Annotated in this window: 25 protein-coding genes; 7 read left to right on the forward strand and 18 right to left on the reverse strand. The window is 67.9% G+C overall.

Going from position 1 to position 22,442, the window contains the following annotated elements; genetic code table 11:
• Nucleotides 1-23 precede the first annotated feature (23 nt).
• On the reverse strand, nucleotides 24-560 hold the full coding sequence (locus E3T55_RS10475; RefSeq protein ID WP_134519517.1) for a YbhB/YbcL family Raf kinase inhibitor-like protein: 537 nt from the start codon (nucleotides 558-560) through the stop codon (nucleotides 24-26).
• A 136-nt stretch (nucleotides 561-696) separates the two neighbouring features.
• On the opposite strand from E3T55_RS10475, the gene trhO reads away from it, so the two are divergent.
• A complete protein-coding gene (gene trhO, locus E3T55_RS10480; protein WP_134519518.1) occupies nucleotides 697-1,593 on the forward strand; it encodes an oxygen-dependent tRNA uridine(34) hydroxylase TrhO in 897 nt (298 codons plus the stop codon).
• A 251-nt stretch (nucleotides 1,594-1,844) separates the two neighbouring features.
• Here the strand turns inward: trhO and E3T55_RS10485 are convergent, their stop codons facing one another.
• The 4 genes from E3T55_RS10485 to E3T55_RS20945 form a co-directional block, all read right to left on the reverse strand.
• The gene (locus tag E3T55_RS10485; protein WP_134519519.1) at nucleotides 1,845-2,393 is read right to left on the reverse strand and encodes a hypothetical protein; all 549 of its coding nucleotides are present in this window, start codon (nucleotides 2,391-2,393) and stop codon (nucleotides 1,845-1,847) included.
• 83 nt (nucleotides 2,394-2,476) lie between these two features.
• Entirely contained in the window at nucleotides 2,477-3,313 is an 837-nt protein-coding gene (locus E3T55_RS10490) for a hypothetical protein (RefSeq protein WP_134519520.1), read from the reverse strand.
• Nucleotides 3,310-3,987 carry a S8 family peptidase gene (locus tag E3T55_RS10495; protein ID WP_166791741.1) on the reverse strand — a complete coding sequence of 226 codons (678 nt, stop codon included), beginning with the start codon at nucleotides 3,985-3,987 and terminating at the stop codon, nucleotides 3,310-3,312. The genes E3T55_RS10490 and E3T55_RS10495 overlap by 4 nt, the downstream gene beginning before the upstream one ends.
• Before the next feature lie 448 nt (nucleotides 3,988-4,435).
• The gene (locus tag E3T55_RS20945) at nucleotides 4,436-4,564 is read right to left on the reverse strand and encodes a hypothetical protein (RefSeq protein ID WP_255455390.1); all 129 of its coding nucleotides are present in this window, start codon (nucleotides 4,562-4,564) and stop codon (nucleotides 4,436-4,438) included.
• Between the two features lie 202 nt (nucleotides 4,565-4,766).
• Between E3T55_RS20945 and E3T55_RS10500 the strand changes: the two genes are divergently transcribed.
• Nucleotides 4,767-5,705: a sulfurtransferase gene (locus tag E3T55_RS10500; RefSeq protein WP_134519522.1), complete on the forward strand. Its 939-nt coding sequence runs from the start codon at nucleotides 4,767-4,769 to the stop codon at nucleotides 5,703-5,705.
• Between the two features lie 119 nt (nucleotides 5,706-5,824).
• Here the strand turns inward: E3T55_RS10500 and E3T55_RS10505 are convergent, their stop codons facing one another.
• Nucleotides 5,825-7,210 carry an aminotransferase class V-fold PLP-dependent enzyme gene (locus tag E3T55_RS10505; RefSeq protein ID WP_134519523.1) on the reverse strand — a complete coding sequence of 462 codons (1,386 nt, stop codon included), beginning with the start codon at nucleotides 7,208-7,210 and terminating at the stop codon, nucleotides 5,825-5,827.
• 156 nt (nucleotides 7,211-7,366) lie between these two features.
• Between E3T55_RS10505 and E3T55_RS10510 the strand changes: the two genes are divergently transcribed.
• From E3T55_RS10510 to E3T55_RS10520, 3 genes are read left to right on the forward strand one after another with little or no spacing between them, the layout of a single operon-like run.
• Nucleotides 7,367-8,269: an ATP-binding cassette domain-containing protein gene (locus tag E3T55_RS10510; protein ID WP_134519524.1), complete on the forward strand. Its 903-nt coding sequence runs from the start codon at nucleotides 7,367-7,369 to the stop codon at nucleotides 8,267-8,269.
• Complete coding sequence (locus tag E3T55_RS10515; RefSeq protein ID WP_134519525.1) at nucleotides 8,266-9,108, forward strand: ABC transporter permease; 843 nt, start codon at nucleotides 8,266-8,268, stop codon at nucleotides 9,106-9,108. Before E3T55_RS10510 ends, E3T55_RS10515 begins: the two co-directional genes overlap by 4 nt.
• Before the next feature lie 33 nt (nucleotides 9,109-9,141).
• Complete coding sequence (locus E3T55_RS10520; protein WP_134519526.1) at nucleotides 9,142-10,158, forward strand: MDR family oxidoreductase; 1,017 nt, start codon at nucleotides 9,142-9,144, stop codon at nucleotides 10,156-10,158.
• A 61-nt stretch (nucleotides 10,159-10,219) separates the two neighbouring features.
• On the opposite strand, the gene E3T55_RS10525 is transcribed toward E3T55_RS10520, so the two are convergent.
• The 3 genes from E3T55_RS10525 to hemB form a co-directional block, all read right to left on the reverse strand.
• Nucleotides 10,220-10,582, reverse strand: a complete 363-nt coding sequence (locus E3T55_RS10525) for a hypothetical protein (RefSeq protein WP_134519527.1) — start codon at nucleotides 10,580-10,582, stop codon at nucleotides 10,220-10,222.
• Nucleotides 10,583-10,699: 117 nt separating this feature from the next.
• Nucleotides 10,700-12,046: a glutamate-1-semialdehyde 2,1-aminomutase gene (gene hemL, locus E3T55_RS10530; RefSeq protein WP_134519528.1), complete on the reverse strand. Its 1,347-nt coding sequence runs from the start codon at nucleotides 12,044-12,046 to the stop codon at nucleotides 10,700-10,702.
• Entirely contained in the window at nucleotides 12,043-13,026 is a 984-nt protein-coding gene (gene hemB / locus E3T55_RS10535) for a porphobilinogen synthase (protein ID WP_134519529.1), read from the reverse strand. The genes hemL and hemB overlap by 4 nt, the downstream gene beginning before the upstream one ends.
• Before the next feature lie 130 nt (nucleotides 13,027-13,156).
• Here hemB and E3T55_RS10540 point away from each other — a divergent pair, with 130 nt between their 5' ends.
• Nucleotides 13,157-14,125 carry a hypothetical protein gene (locus E3T55_RS10540; protein WP_134519530.1) on the forward strand — a complete coding sequence of 323 codons (969 nt, stop codon included), beginning with the start codon at nucleotides 13,157-13,159 and terminating at the stop codon, nucleotides 14,123-14,125.
• A complete protein-coding gene (locus E3T55_RS10545) occupies nucleotides 14,122-14,478 on the forward strand; it encodes a GntR family transcriptional regulator (RefSeq protein WP_134519531.1) in 357 nt (118 codons plus the stop codon). The genes E3T55_RS10540 and E3T55_RS10545 overlap by 4 nt, the downstream gene beginning before the upstream one ends.
• Before the next feature lie 124 nt (nucleotides 14,479-14,602).
• Here the strand turns inward: E3T55_RS10545 and E3T55_RS10550 are convergent, their stop codons facing one another.
• The 9 genes from E3T55_RS10550 to hemE form a co-directional block, all read right to left on the reverse strand.
• Nucleotides 14,603-15,415, reverse strand: coding sequence for a uroporphyrinogen-III synthase (locus E3T55_RS10550; RefSeq protein ID WP_241993004.1), 813 nt, complete (start codon nucleotides 15,413-15,415; stop codon nucleotides 14,603-14,605).
• Nucleotides 15,412-16,365, reverse strand: a complete 954-nt coding sequence (hemC, locus tag E3T55_RS10555; RefSeq protein WP_134519532.1) for a hydroxymethylbilane synthase — start codon at nucleotides 16,363-16,365, stop codon at nucleotides 15,412-15,414. The genes E3T55_RS10550 and hemC overlap by 4 nt, the downstream gene beginning before the upstream one ends.
• Nucleotides 16,362-17,570 (reverse strand): ferrochelatase, encoded by a 1,209-nt coding sequence (locus E3T55_RS10560; protein ID WP_134519533.1) that lies wholly within the window; start codon nucleotides 17,568-17,570, stop codon nucleotides 16,362-16,364. Before E3T55_RS10560 ends, hemC begins: the two co-directional genes overlap by 4 nt.
• Nucleotides 17,570-18,322 (reverse strand): hydrogen peroxide-dependent heme synthase, encoded by a 753-nt coding sequence (hemQ, locus tag E3T55_RS10565; RefSeq protein WP_134519534.1) that lies wholly within the window; start codon nucleotides 18,320-18,322, stop codon nucleotides 17,570-17,572. Before hemQ ends, E3T55_RS10560 begins: the two co-directional genes overlap by 1 nt.
• A gap of 101 nt (nucleotides 18,323-18,423) precedes the next feature.
• A complete protein-coding gene (locus E3T55_RS10570; RefSeq protein WP_241993005.1) occupies nucleotides 18,424-18,759 on the reverse strand; it encodes a hypothetical protein in 336 nt (111 codons plus the stop codon).
• Nucleotides 18,749-19,159, reverse strand: coding sequence for a phage holin family protein (locus E3T55_RS10575; RefSeq protein WP_134519535.1), 411 nt, complete (start codon nucleotides 19,157-19,159; stop codon nucleotides 18,749-18,751). Before E3T55_RS10575 ends, E3T55_RS10570 begins: the two co-directional genes overlap by 11 nt.
• Before the next feature lie 53 nt (nucleotides 19,160-19,212).
• Nucleotides 19,213-19,575, reverse strand: coding sequence for a YtxH domain-containing protein (locus tag E3T55_RS10580; RefSeq protein WP_134519536.1), 363 nt, complete (start codon nucleotides 19,573-19,575; stop codon nucleotides 19,213-19,215).
• Nucleotides 19,576-19,721: 146 nt separating this feature from the next.
• Nucleotides 19,722-21,302, reverse strand: a complete 1,581-nt coding sequence (locus tag E3T55_RS10585; protein ID WP_134519537.1) for a protoporphyrinogen/coproporphyrinogen oxidase — start codon at nucleotides 21,300-21,302, stop codon at nucleotides 19,722-19,724.
• Nucleotides 21,303-21,305: 3 nt separating this feature from the next.
• Complete coding sequence (gene hemE, locus E3T55_RS10590) at nucleotides 21,306-22,442, reverse strand: uroporphyrinogen decarboxylase (protein WP_134519538.1); 1,137 nt, start codon at nucleotides 22,440-22,442, stop codon at nucleotides 21,306-21,308.

The following is a 22,442-nucleotide window of genomic DNA, read 5'->3' on the forward strand; positions in this document are numbered from 1 at the left end:
TTTGGGGGTGAACCGGTGCCGGGTCAGTTGGCACCGCCGAAGGTTCCGGTCGCCTCGAGCACGGCGCGGGCGAGGGTGTGAAAGTGCAGGTTGAAGCCGAGAACCGCCGGCGTCGACTGCGGGTCGATGGCGAGTACGGGCACATCGACGGCGTGCACGATGAACTGGTAGCGGTGGGTTCCGGTGCCCTCGGGTGGGCCAGCCCCGGCAAACGAAGCCTGGCGGGTTTCGTTGGGCAAGACGAGGGCCTCGGCGGGCAGGGCGCCGCTGCCGGGCGATCCGGCATCCGTCGGCAGGCTCGTGACCGTGACGGGCAGATTGCCGACGGCCCAGTGCCAGAAGCCCGAGCCGGTCGGGGCATCGGGGTCGAAGACGGTGATCGCGAAGCTCTGGGTTTCGGGTGGAAACCCCGACCAGGACAGTTGCGGGGACTGCCCGGCACCGCCGACGTCGACGCCGTACTGGGCGGCGGCCAGCGGTTCTTCGTCGGTCATGTCGGTGCTCGTGAGGGTGAACTGCGGCACCGCGCCGAAGCGGGCGAGCGGGTCTGGTGTAGTCATCGGGTTCCTTTCGATTGCGGATCGGGGTGAATCGGGATGAACCGGCCTGCGAAAAGCCTAGCCTCAGGGTCTGACAGCCTTGCTGAGAAGGGCGCCGCGGGCATCCGCTCACCCGGGCCAGGCCTACACTCGATTGGTGGCCATTCCGAAGATTCTTCTCTATTACGTCTTCACGCCGCTCGCCGACCCCGACGCCGTGCGCCTCTGGCAGCGCGACCTGTGCGAGTCGCTCGGGCTGCGCGGGCGCATCCTGATCTCGGCCGACGGCCTCAACGGCACCCTCGGCGGCGACCTGCCCGCGTTGAAGCGCTACATCCGCAAGACCCGCGACTACCCGGCCTTCAAGACGATCGACTTCAAGTGGAGCGAGGGCTCTGGACTCGATCCGGCCGGCCGGAGCCTGGACTTTCCCCGCCTGGTCGTGAAGGTACGCGAGGAAATCGTGAGCTTCGGCGCCCCCGGTGAGCTGACCGTGGAAGCGTCGGGTGTTGTCGGCGGCGGCACGCGCCTCGCCCCCGCGCAGCTGCACGAGCTGGTCGCCGAGCGCGGCGACGAGGTCGTCTTCTTCGACGGCCGCAATGCCTTCGAGGCCGACATCGGCCGGTTTCGCGGCGCGGTCGTGCCCGACGTGAGCAACACCCGGCAGTTCGTCGCCGAACTCGACAGCGGCAAGTATGACCATCTCAAGGGCAAACCGGTCGTGACGTACTGCACCGGGGGCATCCGCTGCGAGGTACTGAGCGGCCTGATGAAGGCGCGCGGATTCGACGAGGTCTACCAGCTCGAGGGCGGAGTGGTTCGCTACGGCGAGGCCTACGGCGACGACGGCCTCTGGGACGGTTCGCTGTACGTCTTCGATCAGCGGATGTCGCTCGACTTCAGCGACCACACGGCCGTGCTCGGCCGCTGCCGCAACTGCGGCGAGGCGACCAAGCACATGGTGAACTGTCGCGACCTGGCCTGCCGCGAGCAGCTCGTCGTGTGCCCGGCGTGCGTCGATCGCGTCGCGCCCGCCTGCCCCGCCCACGCCTGACCGCCCACCCCCGGGCAGCGTCCCCGGCCAGGGTATTGCGGGGCCAGTTCCTGCCAAGGGGCCATCTCTGACACCTCGTGCACGAAGTGTCAGAGAACGCCCCATGGCCACGTCGAGGCAGCCGTGAAGTGTCGAAGAACGCCCCTTCGCGGGCGGCGGATTCAAGGGGCCATCTGTGCCACCTCACGGTGCTGAACCGAGCCTCAAGGGGCGTTTTGTCTCCGACACGATGAGAATCCCCGCAAGCCAGGCTAAATTAATCCATGACGATCTAAACACTCAAGGTAATAGCTGAATGCTTCGTTGTTCAGATCTCCTGTGGCCATCGAGTAGTAGTTGCGCTCGTCGGCGCTTCTTGACTCTCGGTAGCCCGTGACCGCAACCATGAATGTGCTGAGGTAGTCAGATATGCCGTACACCTTGGCGCCCGTTACGTCTCCGTCCTCTTGTTCGAGGACGATGGACGTGCGTTGGCCTGTTGAGTGCTGAATGTTCAGCAGGTTGTAGGCGAGCCATGATGCGTCGTCCAAAGTTGAGACGTCTTTCTGCGGAGAGCCCAAGCTCGTGTCTTCTCCCAGAAAAAGACTCCGCCAGCTCTGTTCATACGCTTCCGCACCAATGTCTTTCATCTCCTGCTCTTCTGCGCTATAAATGCGAGCTAGAACGTCGGGATGTGTGATTGTCAAAAGTTTGTAGATGAGGTCTTCACGGACCTCTTCATCGTTTAGATAGTCAGTCGGGGTAATCGCTGCCAAGGGAATTTCATATGCACGGAATTCCTGTGCCAGTAGATTTTCCATTGACCCAATCCTCAAAGGTTGGGGTTTGGCCTTCTTCCATCGAGTGAGACGGTTTTTCGGATCGTCGCCTTCAACCATGTCGTTCAATTGGGCATGCCAAAGAAAGCGTGCATTGCAGGCGAGCGGTTACTCGGGTGATAATGCGCGAACTTCCCCCGGCCGCCCGCGTCCCGCTCCGGTCCGACTGGGGTCAGTCCATTTTTCACTCCTTTGGCGACTGCCTGTGCACCTGCTTGAGTGCGCGACCAGGTATTACTACCTCCCCGTCCCCACGTGACCGCGGAGTTGAGGGTCATACCACTCCCTAGAACAAGCTTCCCGTTGAAAATCAAGGCACGAAAGTGTTGATGTGTTGAGCCTTTCTTGGTCAGCGCATCGATTGCGCTTGTCGCAGCAATCCACGTAACGCCAGCAAGAATAACTACCCCTGTCGACACAACGAGCGCTTTTAGTACTTCCAGAGCAATCGGAATGCCGAGAACTAGGACTGGCACTACGGAGGCATACCCGACGTCGTCCGCGTAGGACTCGGACTCTCCGGTTTCCAAATCCGTCATGGTGAAAGCGACGGCGCTGTCGCTCATCTCTTGGATTTCCATGGAGTAGCTGGCACTGTAGGCAGCGTTCTCGCTCGTCAGAGAAAACAGACCGTTGTTGTCCTCAAGAGACAGCGTTGTCGTCGAGCGAACGATCTCACCAGAGCCAAGGTCTGAAGTAGTTTCGACTGAGATTTCGTCTGCGGTTGCCTCCAAGTCTGACAGGGAAATTCCTTCGTCCTCAAGAGCGATCTGCAGCTCTTCCTCGTTCACGAGTTCCGCGGATGTCGTGCCCGGGTAGGAGTCTGATTCTGCGAATGCCGGTGAGTAGGTCAGCCCGGACAGCAGTAGCGCTGTAACGAGTCCAATAGTGACTTTTTTCATCTAGTGCTCTGCTTTCGTTGGTCTGCGATCAATTCGGCCAGCGTGGAGTCAAGTTTGACTACACCGAGAAGGGCTTTCAATACTTGGTTGGATGTGTTTGCTGCAGCTATTGAGGTGCCAGTGGAAAACTGTTGAATCCCTGCACGGTCGACAGAAGGGACATCCGTGCCGACAATGAAATAGTCCACGTCAGCGATCGCAGAGAAACTCGATGGTCGGCCTTCGGTATCCAGCGAGCCGACGGATATGACGTCTGGGTAGCGGGCAGGGTACCCCGCTCGCATTCCAAGATTGTTTCCTGAAGCTGCTATAACAATGATTCCTGAATCGATGGCACGTCTGACCGCGACACGAAGGGCCTTGACGTCTGTCCCAATAGCAATACTGATATTGATGAGATCCACTTTGTCCTCGATGGCTGTGTGTATTGCAGTCGCCATTTCATTTGGCGAGGCAGTTTCATCCCCAAAAACGGAGTATGTGATTATGCTGACTTTGTCGGCCCACAACGGACACTCATCGTCGACAAGTCCCACCGCGACAGAGGCGACAATCGTTCCGTGACCCTGGACGTCGTCGTCGCTGTCCACGACGTCGAAACAGCTGAAGTCGGCAGAGCCATCATTGAGGCCGCTATCAACTATCGCGATCTTGACACTTTTTTGAATGGACACAGTGTTGTGTGCCGGCATACAGCCGGACAGGAGAAGGGGCGCTGCGAGGACGATTGATGCCGATAGGAGCTGCGAGGACTTCCATTGAATTTTCTGACCCCGTAAGTTCAACGGTCGGGTCGGCTTAGGCGCGTGAGAGGAGAACGTACGAGGCCAGATGCCTTAATTCAGCAGCTATCTCGCGGAGCATGTCGAGGTGATACCACGGCTCTGTCGCATCAGTCAATTTTCCCCCAAGTAGTTCACGAATCGATTATCGCGTGAAACCGAGAATGGCCTAAATGGCTCGCGGCTTCAACAAGAAATACTCGGAGACATCCGGATTCGAGGAAAATGCTCGGATCAGACCTGACTTAAGAGCTCCTGAAAGAGGTACGTCGCAGTGGGCTTTGAAGGAATCATCGGTATGGACTTTTGCACGACTGAGCAGCGGAGATAGGTACGAGTTCTAGAAATTGGCAGGCTTCGGTGGGGTCGGAGCTGCGATGCTGCGCATCCGCTTCACGTCTTTGGGCGCAAGAGCCGCGAGGTCGGCGACCCGGCTTGTGCTCTCGCCGAGCTCGATGAGGCTCGTCACACGGTTTTGAGTATTCGAGCCTCTGAGCCCCACCCGATCGTGTGGTTCCCGCGTCACGAAGTGTCACGGAACGCCCCTGGCGGGCTGGAAACGGCTGAGCACACGGACTTGCCGACGCGTGCCGAGACGACGAGGGCGGAGTGTATTACCTCGCGTTGCGGAGCGACGCGTGGCGAAACGACCGCGCGACTAGCGTGGCGGCATGACTCCTCCGCTCACGAAGCCCGCGACCACCGCTCCCCTGGCCACGGCTGCGGCCAACGCGCCCGCGACGCCCGTGCCGGAGCCGCTGGTGTCGACGCAGTGGCTGGCCGACCACCTCGGCGCGGAGTCGCTCGTGGTGCTCGACGCCACGGTCGTACTGATCGGCACTCCGAGCGGCAAGGCGCGCTACCTCAGCGGCCTCGACGAGCACCTCATCGACGGCCACATTCCGGGCGCGATCTTCGCCGAACTGTTCGAGGTCTTCTCGGACCCGTCGGGATCGTTCGGGTTTGCGCGACCCGATGACGACCTGTTCGCGCAGGGGGCGGCATCCGTCGGCATCGACAACAACACCACGGTCGTCGTCTACGACAGCTCGCTCAATCAGTGGGCGGCCCGCATTTGGTGGCAGTTTCGCGCGGCGGGCTACGACAACGTGCACGTGCTCGACGGTGGCCTCACCAAATGGCGCACCGAGGGCCGTGAGACCGAAACCGGCTACAACGAACCCCGCGAGGTCGCCGGATTCACCGCCGCCCCGCGGCCCGAACTCTGGGTCGACAAGGACTTCATCGCCAGCATCGTCGCCGGCGAGACGGATGCCGCACTCGTCTGCGCGCTCCCGGCCAAGGACTACTCCGGCGAGACCGGCGACCGGGCCCGCCGCGGACACATTCCGGGCAGCATCAGCATTCCCGCCGGCCGCCTGATCGACCGCGCCACGAACACGTTCCACCGCGGCGAAGAACTCACCACCCGCATGGCTCCGGTCGTCGGCAGCGCGCGGGTTGTCGCCTATTGTTCGGGCGGCATCGCCTCCGCGGCGAGCGCCCTTGCCCTCACCCTCGCCGGCCACGACAACGTCGCCATCTACGACGGCTCCCTCAATGAATGGGCAGCGGATGCCGACGCACCCCTCGAGGTCGGCGCCGACTGACCCTCGACGCTGGCCGCCGCGTACCATTCGACGGTGTTCAACGCCGCTGGGCATGATTCCGGCGTGACACGCGCGTTCTCGGGCCCGAACTCCGTCGAATGGTACGCGCGAAAAGCGGGTCAGCCGGCGCAGCCGTAGTAGCCGGCGGCGGGGGCGAGTTCGGGCGCCCAGTCGGGGCGCGGGCGGGTGTCGCCCACGACCTGCCAGTGGCCGGCTTCAAGTTCATACTCGCCCCGCGGGCCCTCGGTCAGGATGCCGGCGAGAGCGGTCAGCAGGGCGTCGACATCCGCTTGCCGAGAACCCACGCCAACGCTCGCGCGCAGGGCCGAGCCGGCCACGCCGAGGCGTTCCAGAAGCGGATGCGCACAGAATTTTCCATCGCGCACACCGATTCCCCACTCGGCCGAGAGCACGACGGCGACCAGGCGGCTGTCGAGCCCGGCCACGCTGAAGCTGACGACACCGACGGCATCGTCGAGGTCGGGAAAGATTCGGTAGCTGGTCACGCCGGGCAGGGCTTCGAGGCCGCTCACCAGGCGGGCGCGCAGCCGGTTCTCATGAGCGGTCCAGGCAACCGGGTCAAGGGTGTCGAGCTCCTGCAGTGCACGCGCGAGGGCCGCGACGCCGAGCACGTTGGGCGAGCCGGCCTCGTGGCGGGCAGGGCCGACGCGCCACTGCGTCGCGTCGAGCGTGACCGAGATGACGGCGCCGCCGCCGAGCAGGTACGGGGGGCCGGCATCGAGCCAGTCGCTGCGCCCGACCAGCACCCCGGCGCCGAAGGGCGCATAGGTCTTGTGGCCGGAGAAGGCCAGGTAGTCGATGCCGAGGGCGGCGATATCGACCCGGCGGTGCGGCACGAGCTGGGCGCCGTCGACGGCGATACGGGTTCCGCGGCGGTGAGCGAGGGTCGCGAGGCGGCGCAGCGGCAGCACCTCTCCAGTGACGTTGGAGGCACCGGTCACGGCGAGCAGCGCGGCGGGGCGGGCGGTCAGCTCGGCCTCGAGCAGCCGCAGCGTTTCGTCGAGCGTCGCGGCCGAGCGCAGCACCCGGGCACCGGATGCCCCGCCGATCCACGGCAGCAGGTTGGCGTGGTGTTCGAGGTCGAGAACGACGGTCTCCCCCGGCACGACCGAGGCGAGCAGGTTAAGCGAATCGGTGGTGTTGCGGGTGAAGATGACGCTGTCTTTGGGACGCGCCCCGACGAAATCGCCGACCACGACACGGGCGTTCTCATACACGGCGGTACTGATCTGGGAGGCATAGCCGGCGCCGCGGTGCACGCTCGCGTAGAGCGGCAGCACCTCGGCAATGTGCGCGGCGACGACCTCGAGCGCGGGCGCCGACGCCGCGTAGTCGAGGTTGATGTAGCGGGTCTCACCGCCGCCGACGAGCGGCACGCGTACGTCGCCGCCCACCACGGGCACGAGCGGACAATCCTCGCCGCCGTCAAGCCGGGCAGGTTGGCCGTCGTGCTTGTTCCACGAGGCGGATGTCTGGGTCGTCATTCCTAGACGCTAGGGCGTTGTCGGGGTGGCGGCCAGAGGCGCCGCAACATGGCGTAAGAGAACGGCGGCCCATGTTTGTTCGCGTGACGTGCCGCCGAGAAGTTCGCGCCACCGACACGGCCAGCAATAGGCTGGGGTTCTGCGAGAGGGGACCGCATGCCGATCGGCACAACCATCGAGTTCAGCCACATTCACAAGAGCTTCGGCGCCACCACCGCCGTCAACGATCTGTCCTTCACGGTTGAGCCGGGCCGGGTGACCGGGTTCCTCGGCCCGAACGGCGCCGGCAAGACCACGAGCCTGCGCATGCTGCTCGGTCTCGTGGCGCCGACGAGCGGAACCGCGACGTTTGGCGGCATCCGCTACCGTGACCTGCCGCAGCCGCTGCACACCGTGGGCGCCGCGCTCGAAGCGGCGAGTTTTCACCCCGGCCGTTCGGCGGCCAACCACCTCGGCGTCTACACGAGGGCCGCGGGCCTGCCCCGCACCCGCGTCACGGCGGTACTCGAACAGGTCGGACTCGGCGCGCACGCCGAGCAGCGTGTCGGCGGCTACTCGCTCGGCATGCGCCAGCGCCTGGGCCTCGCCTACGCGCTGCTCGGCGACCCCGGTGTGCTCGTGCTCGATGAACCGATCAACGGCCTCGATCCGGAGGGCATCAAGTGGATCCGCGGCTTTCTGCGGGCCATGGCCGCCGAGGGTCGCACCGTGCTCGTCAGCTCGCACCTGCTGAGTGAGGTGCAGCAGAGCGTCGACGACGTCGTCATCATCGCCCGCGGCGCCCTCGTGCACCTCGGCCCGCTGTCCAGCCTCGAAACGGATGCCGCCCCCCAGATCGTCGTGGACTCCCCCGACCGCGAGGCCCTCGGCGCCGCGCTGCGTCAGGCCGGCCTCACGTTCAGCGTCGGCCGCACCGGCCTGCTCGTGGCCACACCCGACCCCGCCCTGGTCGGGCACCTCGCCTTCGCCGCCGGAGTCGAAATCAGTTCGCTGCACCGACAGAAGGCGGGTCTGGAAGACTCGTTCCTCGCCCTCGTCGGGGAAGGACACACGCTGTGAGCTCGCTGTTGAACGCCATCGGCGCCGAATTCGCCAAGATTCTCACGACCCGCCTGTGGTGGATTCTCGCCCTCGTGCTCTTTGGCTACATCGGCCTGCTCGCCGGCGGCCTCGCCGCGCTGTTCGCGGGAATCCAGTCCGGCGCGATCAGCCCCGACGCTGCCGGAACCTCGAGCGGCGGCATCCCCGATTTCGGCACCCTGCCCCCGCTCGTCTACAGCTTCGCGAGCTCGGTCGGCTACGTGTTTCCCGTGCTGATCGGTGCCCTCGCCACCACCGGCGAGTTTCGTCACCAGACCCTCACGCCCACGTTCCTCGCCTCGCCTCGGCGCGGTCAGGTGCTCGGCGCGAAGGTGATCGCGTTGTTCGTGGTGGGCGCGGTGTTCGGAGTGGTGGCGCTGGCCGCATCCGTCGGCATCGGCGCACCGGTGATGAACGCGTTCGACGTCGACCCGATGCTCAGCGACGCCGCCACCTGGTGGCTGATCGGCCGCATCGTGCTCGCGATGGGGCTGTGGGCGATCATCGGCGTCGGCCTCGGAGTGCTCGTGCCCAATCAGGTGGCGTCGATCGTGATCGTGCTCGCCTTCACCCAGTTCGTCGAACCGCTGTTGCGGCTCGCGGCGAGCTTTCTCGAGGTGACGGCCCGCATCGGCAACTTCCTGCCGGGCGCGGCGAGCGATGCCCTCGTCGGCGCGAGCGTCTTCACCATGGCGTCGCCGACCGGCGGGGCCGCCGAGGCCCTTGACTGGTGGCAGGGCGGCCTCGTGCTGCTCGCCTACGCCCTCGCGGCCACCGTCGGCGGCTATGCCGTCAGCTGGAAACGTGACGTGACCTGAGCCGCCCACTCGAACAGCCCGTAGGCTACGGGCATGGGTGCAGAGACGCAATTCAGGGCCATCGTCGTCGATAAGGCAGCGGATGCCGAGGGCAACGCCCGGCAGAGGGCCGCGCTGCGCGTGGTCGATGACGGTTTTCTGATGCCGGGTGACGTGACCATCGCCGTGGAGTATTCCAGCCTGAACTACAAAGACGCCCTCGCGCTGCTGGGTCGCCCCGGGGTCGCCCGGGTCTGGCCGCTCATCGCCGGCGTCGACCTGGTCGGCACGGTCGAGGCGAGCGCCGACGTGCGGTGGAACCCGGGCGACCGCGTGATTCTCACCGGTGCCGGCAGCGGCGAGAACCACCACGGCGGTCTCGCCGAGCGCGCCAGGGTCGCCGGCGACCCGCTCGTGCGCCTGCCGCCGAACGTCAGCGCCGCGCAGGCCGCCGCGATCGGCACCGCCGGGTTCACGGCTCAGCTCGCGGTGCTCGCCCTCGAACATGGCGGCCTCACCCCCGCGAGCGGCCCGGTGCTCGTCACCGGCGGCACCGGCGGTGTCGGCAGCATCGCGATCAGTCTGCTCGCCCGGCTCGGCTACGAGGTGCACGCCACGACCGGTCGGCCCGAGGCCCTGGGCGCCTACCTGCGCGACCTCGGCGCGACCGAAATCGTGGAGCGCCGAGTGCTCGCCAGCACCGGACGGCCGCTGCAGAAGCAGCGCTGGGCCGGCGCGATCGATTCCCTGGGCAGCAGCTCCCTCGCATCCGTTCTCGCGCAGATGCACGCCAACGGCGTGGTCGCCGCCTGCGGTCTGGCCCAGGGCGCGGACCTGCCGACGACCGTCATGCCGTTCATCTTGCGTGGGGTCAGCCTGATCGGCATCAACTCGGTCGACGCCTCCCGCGAGCAGCGCGAACGGGCCTGGGCACGGCTGGCCAGCGACCTCGACCTCGAGGCGCTCGACGGCCTGACCACGATCATTCCGCTGGGCGATTCGCTGCTCGCGGCCGAGCAGATTCTGGCCGGCCGGCACCACGGCCGCACGGTCGTCGACGTGCGCGGGTAGCGGTCGCCCTGATCGCTCGCGCCGGCATCGTCGTGTCCCTGCCGCACGACGGCGCGGATCGTCAGGCGGTTTCGCGGGGTTCGAGCTTGAGCGACGCGATCAGGTCGGGCGCGAACTGGCTGGTCAGAATGACCCGCGAGAACTCTTCGTCGGCGAGGTCGATCACGACCGCCATGCGCTGGCGCTTGATCGCCACGAAGTCCTTGCCGCCGTGAAACGACCAGGTTCCGGCCGCGACGACGCCCGGCACGATCGATCCGGGGGCACGGATGCCGCGCAGCCAGATCCACGGATCCTCCGTGATGATGACCGTGCGGATGTTCTCGCGTTTGACGACGATGTCGTCTTTGCGACGCGATAACGCCCTTTCGGCGCGCGTCAGGCGGATCTCGAGCCGATCGGAGTGCACGCTCAGGGAAGCCATTCCCCTAGTCTGCCCGGTCGCCCGACATTCCGCTCGTCGGAACCTCACAAAGCAGTAACGACCCGAGTGTGGAAGTCGTGCAGTGCTCCGGTTCAAACGAGTGGGCAGTCAGTGAACTCAGTCGTTCGTGGCCTGCGCGGCCGCCCTGGCCGCGGCCGGAAGCGCCTCGAGAATGCGGCCGACGGCCTGTTCGTCGTGTGCGTTACTGACGAACCAGGCCTCGAACACCGACGGCGGCAGCGACACTCCGGCGTCGAGCATGGCGTGAAAGAACGGTCCGTAACGAAAGGCCTCCTGACGCTGCACTTCGGCGTAGGTGCGGGGCGCCTGGGCGGCCGCTTCCGCACCGAAGACGAAGCTGAACAGGCTGCCGGCGCGCTGCACGCTGTGCGCGACGCCCTCGGCCGTCAGCGCTTCCGACACGGCGTTCGACAGCAGAGCGGATGTCGCGTCAACGTGCGCGTACACGGCCGCGTCGAGTGCGTTCAGCGTCGCGATGCCCGCGGCCACGGCGACCGGGTTGCCCGAGAGGGTTCCGGCCTGGTAGACCGGGCCGGTCGGGGCCAGAAAGTCCATCACGTCGGCTCGGCCGCCGAGGGCGGCGACGGGCAGGCCACCGCCGATGATCTTGCCGTAGGTGAGCAGGTCGGGGCGGTAGGCGGTCTCGGGGGCGGTCGTGGACGCATCCGTTTCGAGGCCCCAGTAGCCGGCCGGGTTGACGCGGAATCCGGTCAGTACCTCGTCCATGATGAGCAGCGCGCCCTCGGCGTGCACGATCGCGGCGAGCCCGGCGTTGAAGCCGGGGTCGGGCGCGACGACACCCATGTTGGCGGCGGCGGCCTCGGTGATGACCGCGGCAATCTGACCGGGGTGCGCGTCGAACGCGGCCTGCACGGCTTCGAGGTCGTTGTAGGGCAGCACGAGGGTCTGCGCGGCGGTCGCGGCGGTGACGCCGGCCGATCCGGGCAGGGCGAGGGTCGCGAGGCCGGAGCCGGCCTGGGCCAGAAGCCCGTCGGAGTGGCCGTGATAGTGGCCGGCGAACTTGATCAGCAGCTCACGGCCGGTGAAGCCGCGGGCGAGCCGGATGGCGGTCATGGTCGCCTCGGTGCCGGTCGAGACGAGCCGCAGCTTCTCGACGGCGCTGACCCGGCCCTTGACGAGCTCGGCCAGTTCGGTCTCGCCGGGCGTCGAGGCGCCGAACGACAGTCCGAGGGCGGCGGCGTCCTGCACGGCCTTCACGACACCGGGGTGCGCGTGGCCGAGGATCGCGGGGCCCCAGGAGCTGACGAGGTCCACGTAGTCGCGACCGTCGGCATCCGTCACGTAGGCGCCCTGGGCCTTCACGAGGAACAGCGGCGTGCCGCCGACCGAGCGAAACGCGCGCACGGGCGAGTTCACACCGCCCGGAATCGAGCGCTGCGCGCGGTCGAAGAGTTCGTCGTTGTGGGTGAGCGTGTGAGTCATGCGCGGTCTTCTTTCAGCCAGGTGGCGAGCTCAACGGCCCAGTAGGTGAGCACGGCGTCGGCGCCGGCGCGACGGATGCCGAGAACCGACTCCTCGACGGCACGGCGGCGGTCGATCCAGCCCTGGGCGGCGGCGGCCTCGATCATGGCGTACTCGCCGCTGACCTGGTAGGCCCAGACGGGAACCTCGCTCATGCTCGCAACCGCGGCGAGCACGTCGAGGTAGCTGCCGGCGGGCTTAACCATGACGATGTCGGCGCCCTCGGCGATGTCGAGGCGACTCTCGCGCACGCCTTCGCGGCCGTTGGCAGGGTCGAGCTGGTAGGTGCGGCGGTTACCGACGAGGGTGCTGGCGACGGCCTCGCGGAACGGGCCGTAGAACGCGGAGGCGTACTTGGCGGAGTAGCTCAGCACGGCGGTGTCCTGCAGGCCTTCGGCGTCGAGGGCGCTGCGCACGGCGGCGACCTGGCCGTCCATCATGCCGCTCAGGCCGAGCAGGTCGCTGCCGGCGCGCGCCTGGGCGAGGGCCATGTCCTGGTAGCGGATGAGGGTGGCATCGTTATCGATGCGGCCGTCGGCGGCGAGCACGCCGCAGTGGCCGTGGTCGGTGAATTCGTCGAGGCACAGGTCGGTCTGCACGGTGAGGGCTCCGCCGACCTCGTCGACGAGGGCCCGGGTGGCGAGGTTCAGGATGCCGTTGGGGTCGGTCGCGCCGGAGCCGATGGCGTCGCGCACGTCGGGCACGCCGAAGAGCATGACGCCGCCGATGCCGGCTTCGGCCGCTTCGACGACCGCGCGGCGGGCGCTGTCGATGCTGTGCTGCACGACCCCGGGCATGGAGCTGATCGCGACGCTCTCGCTGCCCTCCCGCACGAACATCGGCAGAACCAGCTCGGACGGGTGGACACGGGTTTCGCTCGCCAGGCGACGCAGCGCGGGTGTGGTGCGCAGGCGTCGCGGGCGGATTACGGGATTCGTCACGGTCAGAGCCTACGCCGCGCGGCTGTGCGCCCGGCCCGCGTCGGCTCGGCTCGGCTGTATCAGTCGAGTGATACAGGTGTTACTGTGTCTATAAGTTGATACAGTCCGTCAGCGAAGAGAGGACCTGACCATGGTGATATTCCTTCTGATCGCGATACTGGCCGCGACGATCGGGCTGATCTGGGCCGCCGTCGTGCGCGGCCGCGCCTCCGAAGCCTTTCGCCGCGTCACCGTGCCCGCGAACCTTGCCGGCGCGGTCCGTGACGCGAGGAAGTCGTTCGCGGGCCGCATCGGGATTGCGTTCGCGGCCTCAGCGGTTGCCTTCAGCGCCATGAACATCGTCCACACCACGATCGGAAACGGCTACGGGCTGACCTGGTTGCTCACCCCGGGCCTGATGACCGGCTTCTTTCTGGTCGTCGTCGCCGCCCTGCCGAAGGTACTCGTCCCCGAGGTGGGCGCGAAGCGCAGCGCTGATCTGGCGCGGCGCCGACCCTGGAGCTACGCGCCGGCCTGGGCGCTGGTGCTGCCGGCCGCGAGCGGCTTACTGCTGCTCGCCGCGATCGTCGCGTTCGGCGTGACGTCATCGCCGCAGGAGGACGGCCTAGACCGATCCCTCACACTCACCGACTCCCCGTACAGCAATACGGCCGGTCCCTACCCGGGCTGGTACTACGGGCTCCCCCTGGCTCTTCTGGTGGCGCTGATCACGATCGCGGCGGCCGTCGCGCTGGCGCGCGTGGCGGCATCCTCTCGCCCGACCGACGAATCGCTCCGGCAGGTCGACCGGGTGATGCGGGTGCTCGCCACCCGCATCATCATGAAACTCACGTCCGGGACATTCGTCGCCTACCTGGGGGGTCTCCTCCTCCTCGGCAGCAAGGCCATGATGTCGGCGTCCAACCAGTGGCAGAACACCGTCTACGTGCACATCGAACCGTGGTATACCCTCGCGCCCGTGGGGTTGATCACGGGGCTGCTCCTGCTCGTGGTCGGCTGCGTGCTGCTCGTGCTCGCCGCGATCGACGCCCTGAAGCCGCCGTTCACGGCCGGGGACGCCTCGATCGTCTCGGGCCGACCTGAAGCGGATGCCGCATGATCACGATCGACGACGCTGATCCGACCCCGGCGTTCGAGCAGATTCGCCAGCAGCTCACCGACGAGATCCGCTCCGGCAATCTGGCCCCCGGCGACCGGCTGCCGTCGGTGCGCCAGCTGGCCGGTGACCTGCGGATCGCGGCGGGCACCGTGGCCCGCGCGTATTCTGCACTGGAGGGCAACGGGCTGCTCGAGTCCACCCGGTTGGGCACCCGTGTGCGCGCCGTCGAGCCGCTGCCGAGCCAGGCGCGAGAGGCGGCCCGCCGCTACGTGGCGGCAGTGTCCGGGCTGACCCTCGACGACGCGATCCTGGCCGTGCGGGTCGAGTGGGCCGCCCGGGCTGAGGTGGTCTAGCGGGCGCAGGGCTCCTCGAGGGCGCAGGGCTCCTCGAGGGCGCAGAGCGCGGCCGGTGGCGCAGGGTCACGTTAGGAGTGCCGCGACGGGGGCGGATGCTCGCCGACGCTACTGCTGGGCGACGCTACTGCTGGGCGGCGAGCGCGCGAGCCTCGGCGGCACTCACGAGCGACTCGATGAGCGACTCGGCGCTGCGTTCGTCGGCGATCACGTCGACGCGCAGGCCGATCGCGGTCGCGTCCTTCGCGGTACGCGGGCCGATACAGGCCACCAGGGTCTGCTCCGGAATCGGGCCGAGCTGGTCGAAGACCTGCTGCGCCACGCTGCCGGAGGTGACGAGCACGGCCTGCACGAGGCCGGCCTTCACGTTGGCGATCACGGTGTCGCTGACGGCGACGCCCACGGTGCGGTAGGCGACGACGGATTCCACGTCGTGGCCGACGCGGCGCAGGCCCTCGGTCAAGAGCGGCTTGGCGATCTCGCTCCGCAGGGTCAGCACGCGCAGCGGAATGACGCCCTGGGTGGCGTTCTCCCACTCGAGCAGCAGGCCGCGGGCGGAGTTGTCCTCGGAGGGCACGATGTCCACGTGGTAGCCGGCCGCGATCAGCGCGGCGGCGGTGGTCTCGCCGACCGCGGCGATGCGGGTGCCGGGGGCGACGACCGCGCGGTGCGACTGCAGCACGTCGACCGTGGTCGCGCTCGTGACGGTCATCCAGTCGAAGTCGCCGGCCGCGAGGCGGGCGAGCGCCGCCTCGAGCGCGGGGGCGTCATCCGTCGGAGCGAAATTGATCATGGGCGCCACGATCGGCTGCGCGCCGCGGGCGCGCAGGTTGGCGGCGACCTGGTCGCCCCAGGGGCCGCCGCGCGGCACGAGCACCTTCCAGCCGGCGAGCGGCTTGGCGACAGTCGTTTTGGGCTGATGCAATTGAGCGGTCACTTACTTACCTTCAGCGGTGCGAAGTCGGCGGCGCCACCGGCCAGAAGATCGGTGGCGACCCGCCCAGCCACGTCGCGCGCGGCCTCAACGAGATGGAGTGCGGAGTGGGAATCGGGTGTCGCGGCGTGCGAACTCGTGACGGAGCGCAGCCCGTCGGGGCTGTAGACCGTGGCCGTGAGAAAGAGCAGGCCGTCGTCGATGACCGCGGTCGCGCCGATGGGAGCGGCGCAGCCGGCTTCGAGGTGCGCGAGCACCAGGCGCTCGGCGGTCGTGGTTCCCTCGGTCGAGCCGTGGTTGATCGCGGCGAGGGCCGTGTGCAGCAGATGGTCAAGCTTCTCGTCGCGCACCTCGAGGGCGAGGGCGCCCTGCCCGGGCGCGGTCGGCCAGTCCGAGAGCGAGAGCAGCTCGGTGGAGGCATCGTCGAGACGCCCGAGCCGGCCGAGGCCGGCTGCGGCGAGCACGACCGCGTCGAGATCGCCTTCGGCGACCCGACCCAGGCGGGTGTCGATGTTGCCTCGCAGGTCGACGACCGTGAGGTCGGGGCGAGCCTTGCGCAGCTGCGCCATACGGCGGGGCGAGCCGGTGCCCACGCGGGCTCCCTCGGGGAGCGAGTCGAGGGTGAAGCCGGCGCGCGCGCAGAGCGCGTCGCGGGCATCCGCTCGCTTGGGGGTGGCGCCGATGACGAGGCCCGGAAACGGGTCGGTCGGCAGGTCTTTCAGGGAGTGCACGACGACATCGCAGTCGCCGCGCACGAGGGCCTCGCGCAGCGCGCTGGCGAAGACGCCGGTGCCGCCGAGGCTCGCGAGCGACTCGGTCGAGACGTCGCCGTGGGTTTCGATCGGCACGATCTCGACTTCGACGCCGGCGGAAGCGGCAATTCGGTTGGCGATCGTCTGGGTCTGGGCGAGGGCGAGGGCGCTTCCGCGCGTGCCCACTCGAATTGCGCTCACGGAGCCATCCCCGCGACGGCGGGCTTGAACCCGAGGCGCACGTTCTCGCAACAACCCGGGCGGCACACGTCGTACCAGGGACCGAGGTTGGTCGCCCGCGGGCGATCCTCGACCGGAGTGTCGCTGAGGCGTTCTTCGATCAGGTCGACGAGGCCGTTCACGAAGTCGGGCGAGACGCCGGGGGTCGGCACGCGCACGGCGTGAATGCCGAACTTCTCACTCGTCTCCATCGCCTCGTTGTCGAGGTCCCACATGACCTCCATGTGATCGCTCACGAAGCCGAGCGGAACGATGATGATCGCACGGATGCCGCGGGCCGGCAGCAGGGCGATCGCATCGTTGATGTCGGGCTCGAGCCACGGCATGCTCGGGGGTCCGCTGCGGGACTGGTACACCAGCTGCCACTGCGTCTTGAGCTTGGTCTCGACAGGCTCGACCAGCGCAGAGGGTTCGACCAGCGCAGGGGGTTCGACCAGCGCAGGGGGTTCGACCAGCGCAGGGGGTTCGACCAGCGCAGAGGGCTCGACCAGGGCGTCCATGACGACCTGGGCGACGGCGCGGTGCTGCGCCTCGTAGGCGCCACCCTCGCCGAAGCCGCGCTCGGCGGGGCCGCTCTTGTTGGCGTCGGTCATCGGGATCGAGTGGGTCGAGAACAGGATCTCGACCTCGGTGTCGACGTCGATGCCGGGGATGGCCGCGGCGACATCTTTCAGCCCCTGGGTGACCCCGGTGATGAAGGGGGTGACGAAGCCGGGGTGGTCGAAGAACTGGCGGATCTTGTCGATGTGCACCACATCGTTCAGACCCTTCTCGGTCAGGGCCGCGGCGAAGTCTTCGCGGTACTGGCGGCATCCGCTGTATGAGCTGTAGGCGCTCGTCGCGATCGCGAGCAGGCGGTCCTGGCCGGCCTCGTGGGCCTCGCTGATGGTGTCTTTCAGGTACGGCGCCCAGTTGCGGTTGCCCCAGATCACGGGCAGGTTGATGCCGCGGCGGTCGATTTCGACCTGCAGCGCGGCCTTCAGCACCCGGTTCTGGTCGTTGATCGGGCTGATGCCGCCGAAGTGGCGGTAGTGGGTCGCGACCTCTTCGAGGCGGGCCTCGGGGATTCCGCGGCCACCGGTCACGTTGCGCAGAAACGGGATGACGTCGTCCTGGCCCTCTGGGCCGCCGAAGCCGGCGAGCAGAATTGCGTCGTAGTCGGTCATTACTGCAGAACCTCGACGAGTTCGGCGGTCGAGATGCGACGACCGGTGTAGAACGGGACCTCTTCGCGCACGTGGCGGCGAGCCTCGGTGTCGCGCAGGCCCCGCATCAGGTCGACGAGTTCGGTGAGTTCGTCACTCTCGATCGGCAGCAGCCACTCGTAGTCGCCGAGGGCGAAGGCCGAGACCGTGTTCGCGATGGCGCCCTTGTACGCGGCGCCCTTGCGGCCGTGGTCGGCGAGCATGGTGCTGCGCTCGGCGTCGGGCAGCAGATACCACTCATAGCTGCGCACAAAGGGATAGATGGTCATCCAGGCCTTGGGCTCGACGCCGCGCAGAAATCCGGGAACGTGGTGCTTGTTGAACTCGGCCTCGCGGTGCACGCCCATGGCGTTCCAGGTCGGCAGCAGGCTCTTGAGCAGGCGGCTGCGGCGCAGCTCGCGGTTGGCCCACTGCAGGGTATCGGCCTCGTCGGCGTGGGTCCAGATCATGACGTCGGCGTCGGCCTTCAGGCCGGACACGTCATAGAAGCCACGGACGGTGACGCCCTCGGCCTCGATGAGCGCGATGACGTCGTCGAGTTCGTTGACCGCGTGCGGCACATCCCGGCCATCCAGGTCGTCGGGATTGCGCGGATCCTTACGTAACACGGTGAACAGGGTGAAACCCTGCGGCGAAACCTCGGGGGTTTCGCTATCGATGGGAGTGGCGGGCTGGCTGGTGTTTACTGCCTCTCCGGCAGCCGGGTGAGTCATAATCCCTAGTCTGCTCCGATTTGGCCCGCGCACCAAAATGCGCGTGGGGAATCGACCCGTCCGGGGGTGAAACGATGCTATTTCTGCGGCAACTTCGCAGTCTATTTTTCCCGGGCCTGCACGATGGCGTTCGCCCCGAACCAGACGACCGTGCCGACGACCGTCGCCGCGCCGAGCGCGATGCCGATCAGTGCCAGACCGTTCTCTTCGCCCAGCTCGTGCAGCGCCCGACTCAGGCGGCGACGCGTGATGCGCAGCTGCTTGGGAATGTTGAACTTGTACTCGATCGCGTCGAGGGTGCTCGCGAGGGCGGCCCGGGCGTCTGCCGCCTTGGCGCGCAGCTCGGCCTTGCTCGAGTGCGACTCGTCGCCGCTCGTGTAGCCCTGCACCTGATTGACGCCGTCGGTGCGGCGCGTTACCTCTGTGTTATTTTTCATATTCGCCCACTCCCTTGAAAGCATCAACATCGTGACGGATGCTGGCGTGCACGCCGCCGGGGTCGGGTGCGGTCGCCGCCTTCACCCGGTTGACCCCGATCAGTACGAGAACCGCCGCGAGCAGCAGCAGCACCACCGCCACGATGAGCGTGGCGAGCCAGAGCGGCAGCACGAGCGCGAGCAAAATGACCGCGAGGGCGACGAGAACGCCGGTCGCGAAGAACGCGAAGACGCCCGCCACGATGAACAGGCCGGCGCCGAGCCCAATGTTCTTCGCCTTGCTGGCAAACTCGGCCTTGAAGGCGTCGAGTTCGGCCTTGACCAGGTCGCTGATCTGGCCGGGCAACTCCCCGATCAGGGTAAACAGGGATTGCCTGCTCTTGGGGTTGAATCCAGTCACGGATTCCCCTTCCGGTGTCGTCGGTACGGTGTCGGGTGGATCAGACTGCGGAGCTAGTTCGTGCTGGGCAGGTCGGCCTCATCGGGCGGAAATTGCGCCGCCGGAAACGAGGTCGTTGGGGTCGGGCGCGGCGCCTTGTCGGGCGTGGGCCGCGACTTCGGCGCACCGGGCTTGGGGGTCTTGGTGGCGGTGGCCTTGTTGACGACCTTCTTGCCGGCTTCGAACAGCACGGAGGGCACGTCGCCGACCAGTTCGAGGGCGAAGTCTCGCACCTCGTTGACCCGGCGCTGCACGGGCTGGGCGTTCCAGACGCTGTTGGCGGTGGAGGCGATCTGCTCGTAGCGTTTGCGTCCGGCGCGAGCACCGAGCACGTAGCCGACAAGTCCGCCGGTGATAAAGAGAAGCTTTCCCCGCATTGTCACTCCATTCCTCGAGTTCACGTCTCCACAGAGTAACCCCGAACACCCTGAAGGTGCACGACCGAACCTTCATGAATATGCGCTATGCGGCATGCGCCCCGATCAGCCCTTGTGCCGGCTCGGGCACCGAACGAGGTCAGCGGTCAGACGAGCCCGAGGGCGGCGTGACGGATGCGCGCGGCCGCGGCCATCGCATCCGGGATCACCGAGGCCAGCCCGGTGCCCGACAGCCAGGCACCGGCGATCGCGAGGTCGGGGGCCGCGTTGACGACCTCCCGCACCCGGAAGGCCCGCTCGCGCGCGCCGATCGTGGCGGGCGAGAGCGCGTCGCGCCACTCGGTGCGGGCGAATCCGCGCACCTGGCCGGCCTCGAGGGTGACGCCCAGCAGGGTCGCCGCATCCTTCAGCGCGAGGGCCTGCAGGGCCGTGTCGTCGAGGTCGTCGGTGGGATTGGGCTCGTCGGCCCGTCCGTATGACAGACGCACGACGTGCACGCCGGGGCCGGCCGCCGCGGCGACCCAGGGCCACTTCGCGGTGACGTGGGTCAGGGCCTTGGCCGTGACTCCCGGTGCGTCGGCGGCGACGAGCACGCCGGTGCCGCGCGGATGCACGTCGAGCACGGGCGCGTCGAGCACGAGGCTCGTGAGCGTGACGGCGGTCGGGGCAGGCCAGTCGAGGTCGCTGAGCGCGGCATGCGCGGCGTCGAGCGGAGCGATCAGGCTGAGCGCCTGGGCGCCCTGGGTCGCCACGATCACGAAGCGGGCGGTGAGCGGGGCCGGCGGGTCGGTCACGGTCGGGTCGTCGTCGACGGCGGCGGATGCCCCGGCCGACTCCCCGGACGCGGCCGGTGCTGCGAGCGCGACGGTCCAGGCGGCGGGCGACGCCGCATCCGCTGCCTGGGGTGCGGGCTGAACGCGGGAGAGGGACTCGACCCGGGTGCCGGTGAGGATCTCGACCTCGTAGAGCTCGAGATCGGCGCGCAGCGCGGCGACGAGGGTCGACATGCCGCCGAGCAGGCCGCCGACCGAGGATCCCGCGGCCGCGCCGCCGCGGAGCATCGAGACGGCGCCGGAGAGCGATCCGGTCGTGGTGAGCGCGTTGTTGAGGCCGGGCGCGACGACGTCGATGTCGAGGTCGTTCGAGGAGGCGGTGTACACGCCGGAGGCGACGGGTTCGACGAGGCGCTCGAGCACGCGGGGCCCCATGCGTTTGAGCACGAGTTCGCCGAGGCTGTGCTCCCGGCCGATCGTCAGCACCGGCTTGAGGCGGTCGAGGTAGGCCGTGAGGGCTCCGCGCCAGCCGATCACCCGGCGCACGTCGTCGGCGAGCGGCGATCCGGGAATGCCGAGCACGCCGGCCTTGGGCAGCGGCACGCTCACCGATCCGGCGGCCGGCCCCGCGGCCGGGCCCTTGCAGTAGGGGGTGGAGGGCAGGTGCAGCCAGGCGCCGACCGGGTTCGGCGAGACGATCTGGTCGGTCAGGCCGAGGCCCTCGACGAAGGCGCTCACGGTTCCGCCGCGCACGGCGAAGCTCTCGGCACCGCTGTCGAGGTGGAGTCCGGCCAGTTCGTGGCCGGCGACGGGGCCGCCAAGGGCATCCGTGGCTTCAACGACGGTGACGCGCAGGCCGACGTGCGCGCATTCGCGGGCCGCAACGAGGCCGGCGACGCCGCCGCCGATCACGATGACGTCGACTGGTGTGTTCGTCGGCCGGGAGGGCAGCATGGGCTATTCGCCGGCGCTGACCGTGTGCACGAGCTCGACGATGCGGCCGAGAACGTCGGGATCGGTGTCGGGCGGCACGCCGTGGCCGAGGTTGACCACGTGGGAGGGCGCGGACTCGCCGCGCTTCATGACGTCGCGCACGTGCGCTTCGAGCACGGGCCACGGGGCCGCGAGCAGGGCCGGGTCGACGTTGCCCTGAATGGGCACGGTGCCGCCGAGGCGACGGTTGGCCTCGTCGAGGGGCACGCGGTAGTCGACACCGACGACGTCGGCGCCGATGTTGTGCATCTCTTTCAGCAGTTCGCCGGTGCCCACGCCGAAGTGCACGATGGGCACGTTGCGGTGGGTGAGGGGGGCATCCGTTGCCGCGTCGGCGGCCGGAGCGAGGGCGTAGCTGAGGTCGCGCACGTGGGCGATGGCCTTGGTCGAGGCGGGGGCGACGAAGCGGGAGTAGTCCTGCAGCGACAGGGCGCCGGCCCAGGAGTCGAAGAGCTGGGCGGCGCTCGCGCCGGCCATCACCTGGGCGCGCAGAAAGCGGCCGGTGACGTCGGCGGTCCAGGTCATCAGGGCGTCCCAGGCGTCGGGGTCGGACTGCATGAGCGTGCGGGCGTGGATGTGGTCCTTCGACGGGCCGCCCTCGACGAGGTACGCGGCCAGGGTGAAGGGAGCGCCGGCGAACCCGATCAACGGGGTCGTGCCGAGTTCGGCGACCGCGCGCTTGACCGCGAGCGTGATCGGGGCGAGGGCGGTGTCGAGCTGGGCCGGGTCGAGGGCGGTGAGTTCGGCGACATCCGCCGCGGTGCGCACGGCCTTGCCGAGCACGGGGCCCTTGCCGGGCACGATCTCCACGTCGACGCCGACAAGCTTGAGGGGAACGACGATGTCGCTGAAGAAAATGCCGGCGTCGACGCTGTGGCGACGCACGGGCTGCAGGGTGATTTCGCTCGCCAGTTCGGGATCGAGGCAGACGTCGAGCATGCGCGTACCGACGCGCAGGTCGCGGTATTCGGGCAGGCTGCGACCGGCCTGGCGCATGAACCAGACCGGGGTGACCGCGGGGCGCGTGCCCTGGTAGGCCTGAATGAGGCGGGAGTCGGCGGTCAGGCCGGTGTTGAGTGGGTGTTGCGCATCAAGGTTCAC

This window comes from Cryobacterium frigoriphilum, assembly GCF_004403305.1.
Taxonomy (GTDB): domain Bacteria; phylum Actinomycetota; class Actinomycetes; order Actinomycetales; family Microbacteriaceae; genus Cryobacterium; species Cryobacterium frigoriphilum.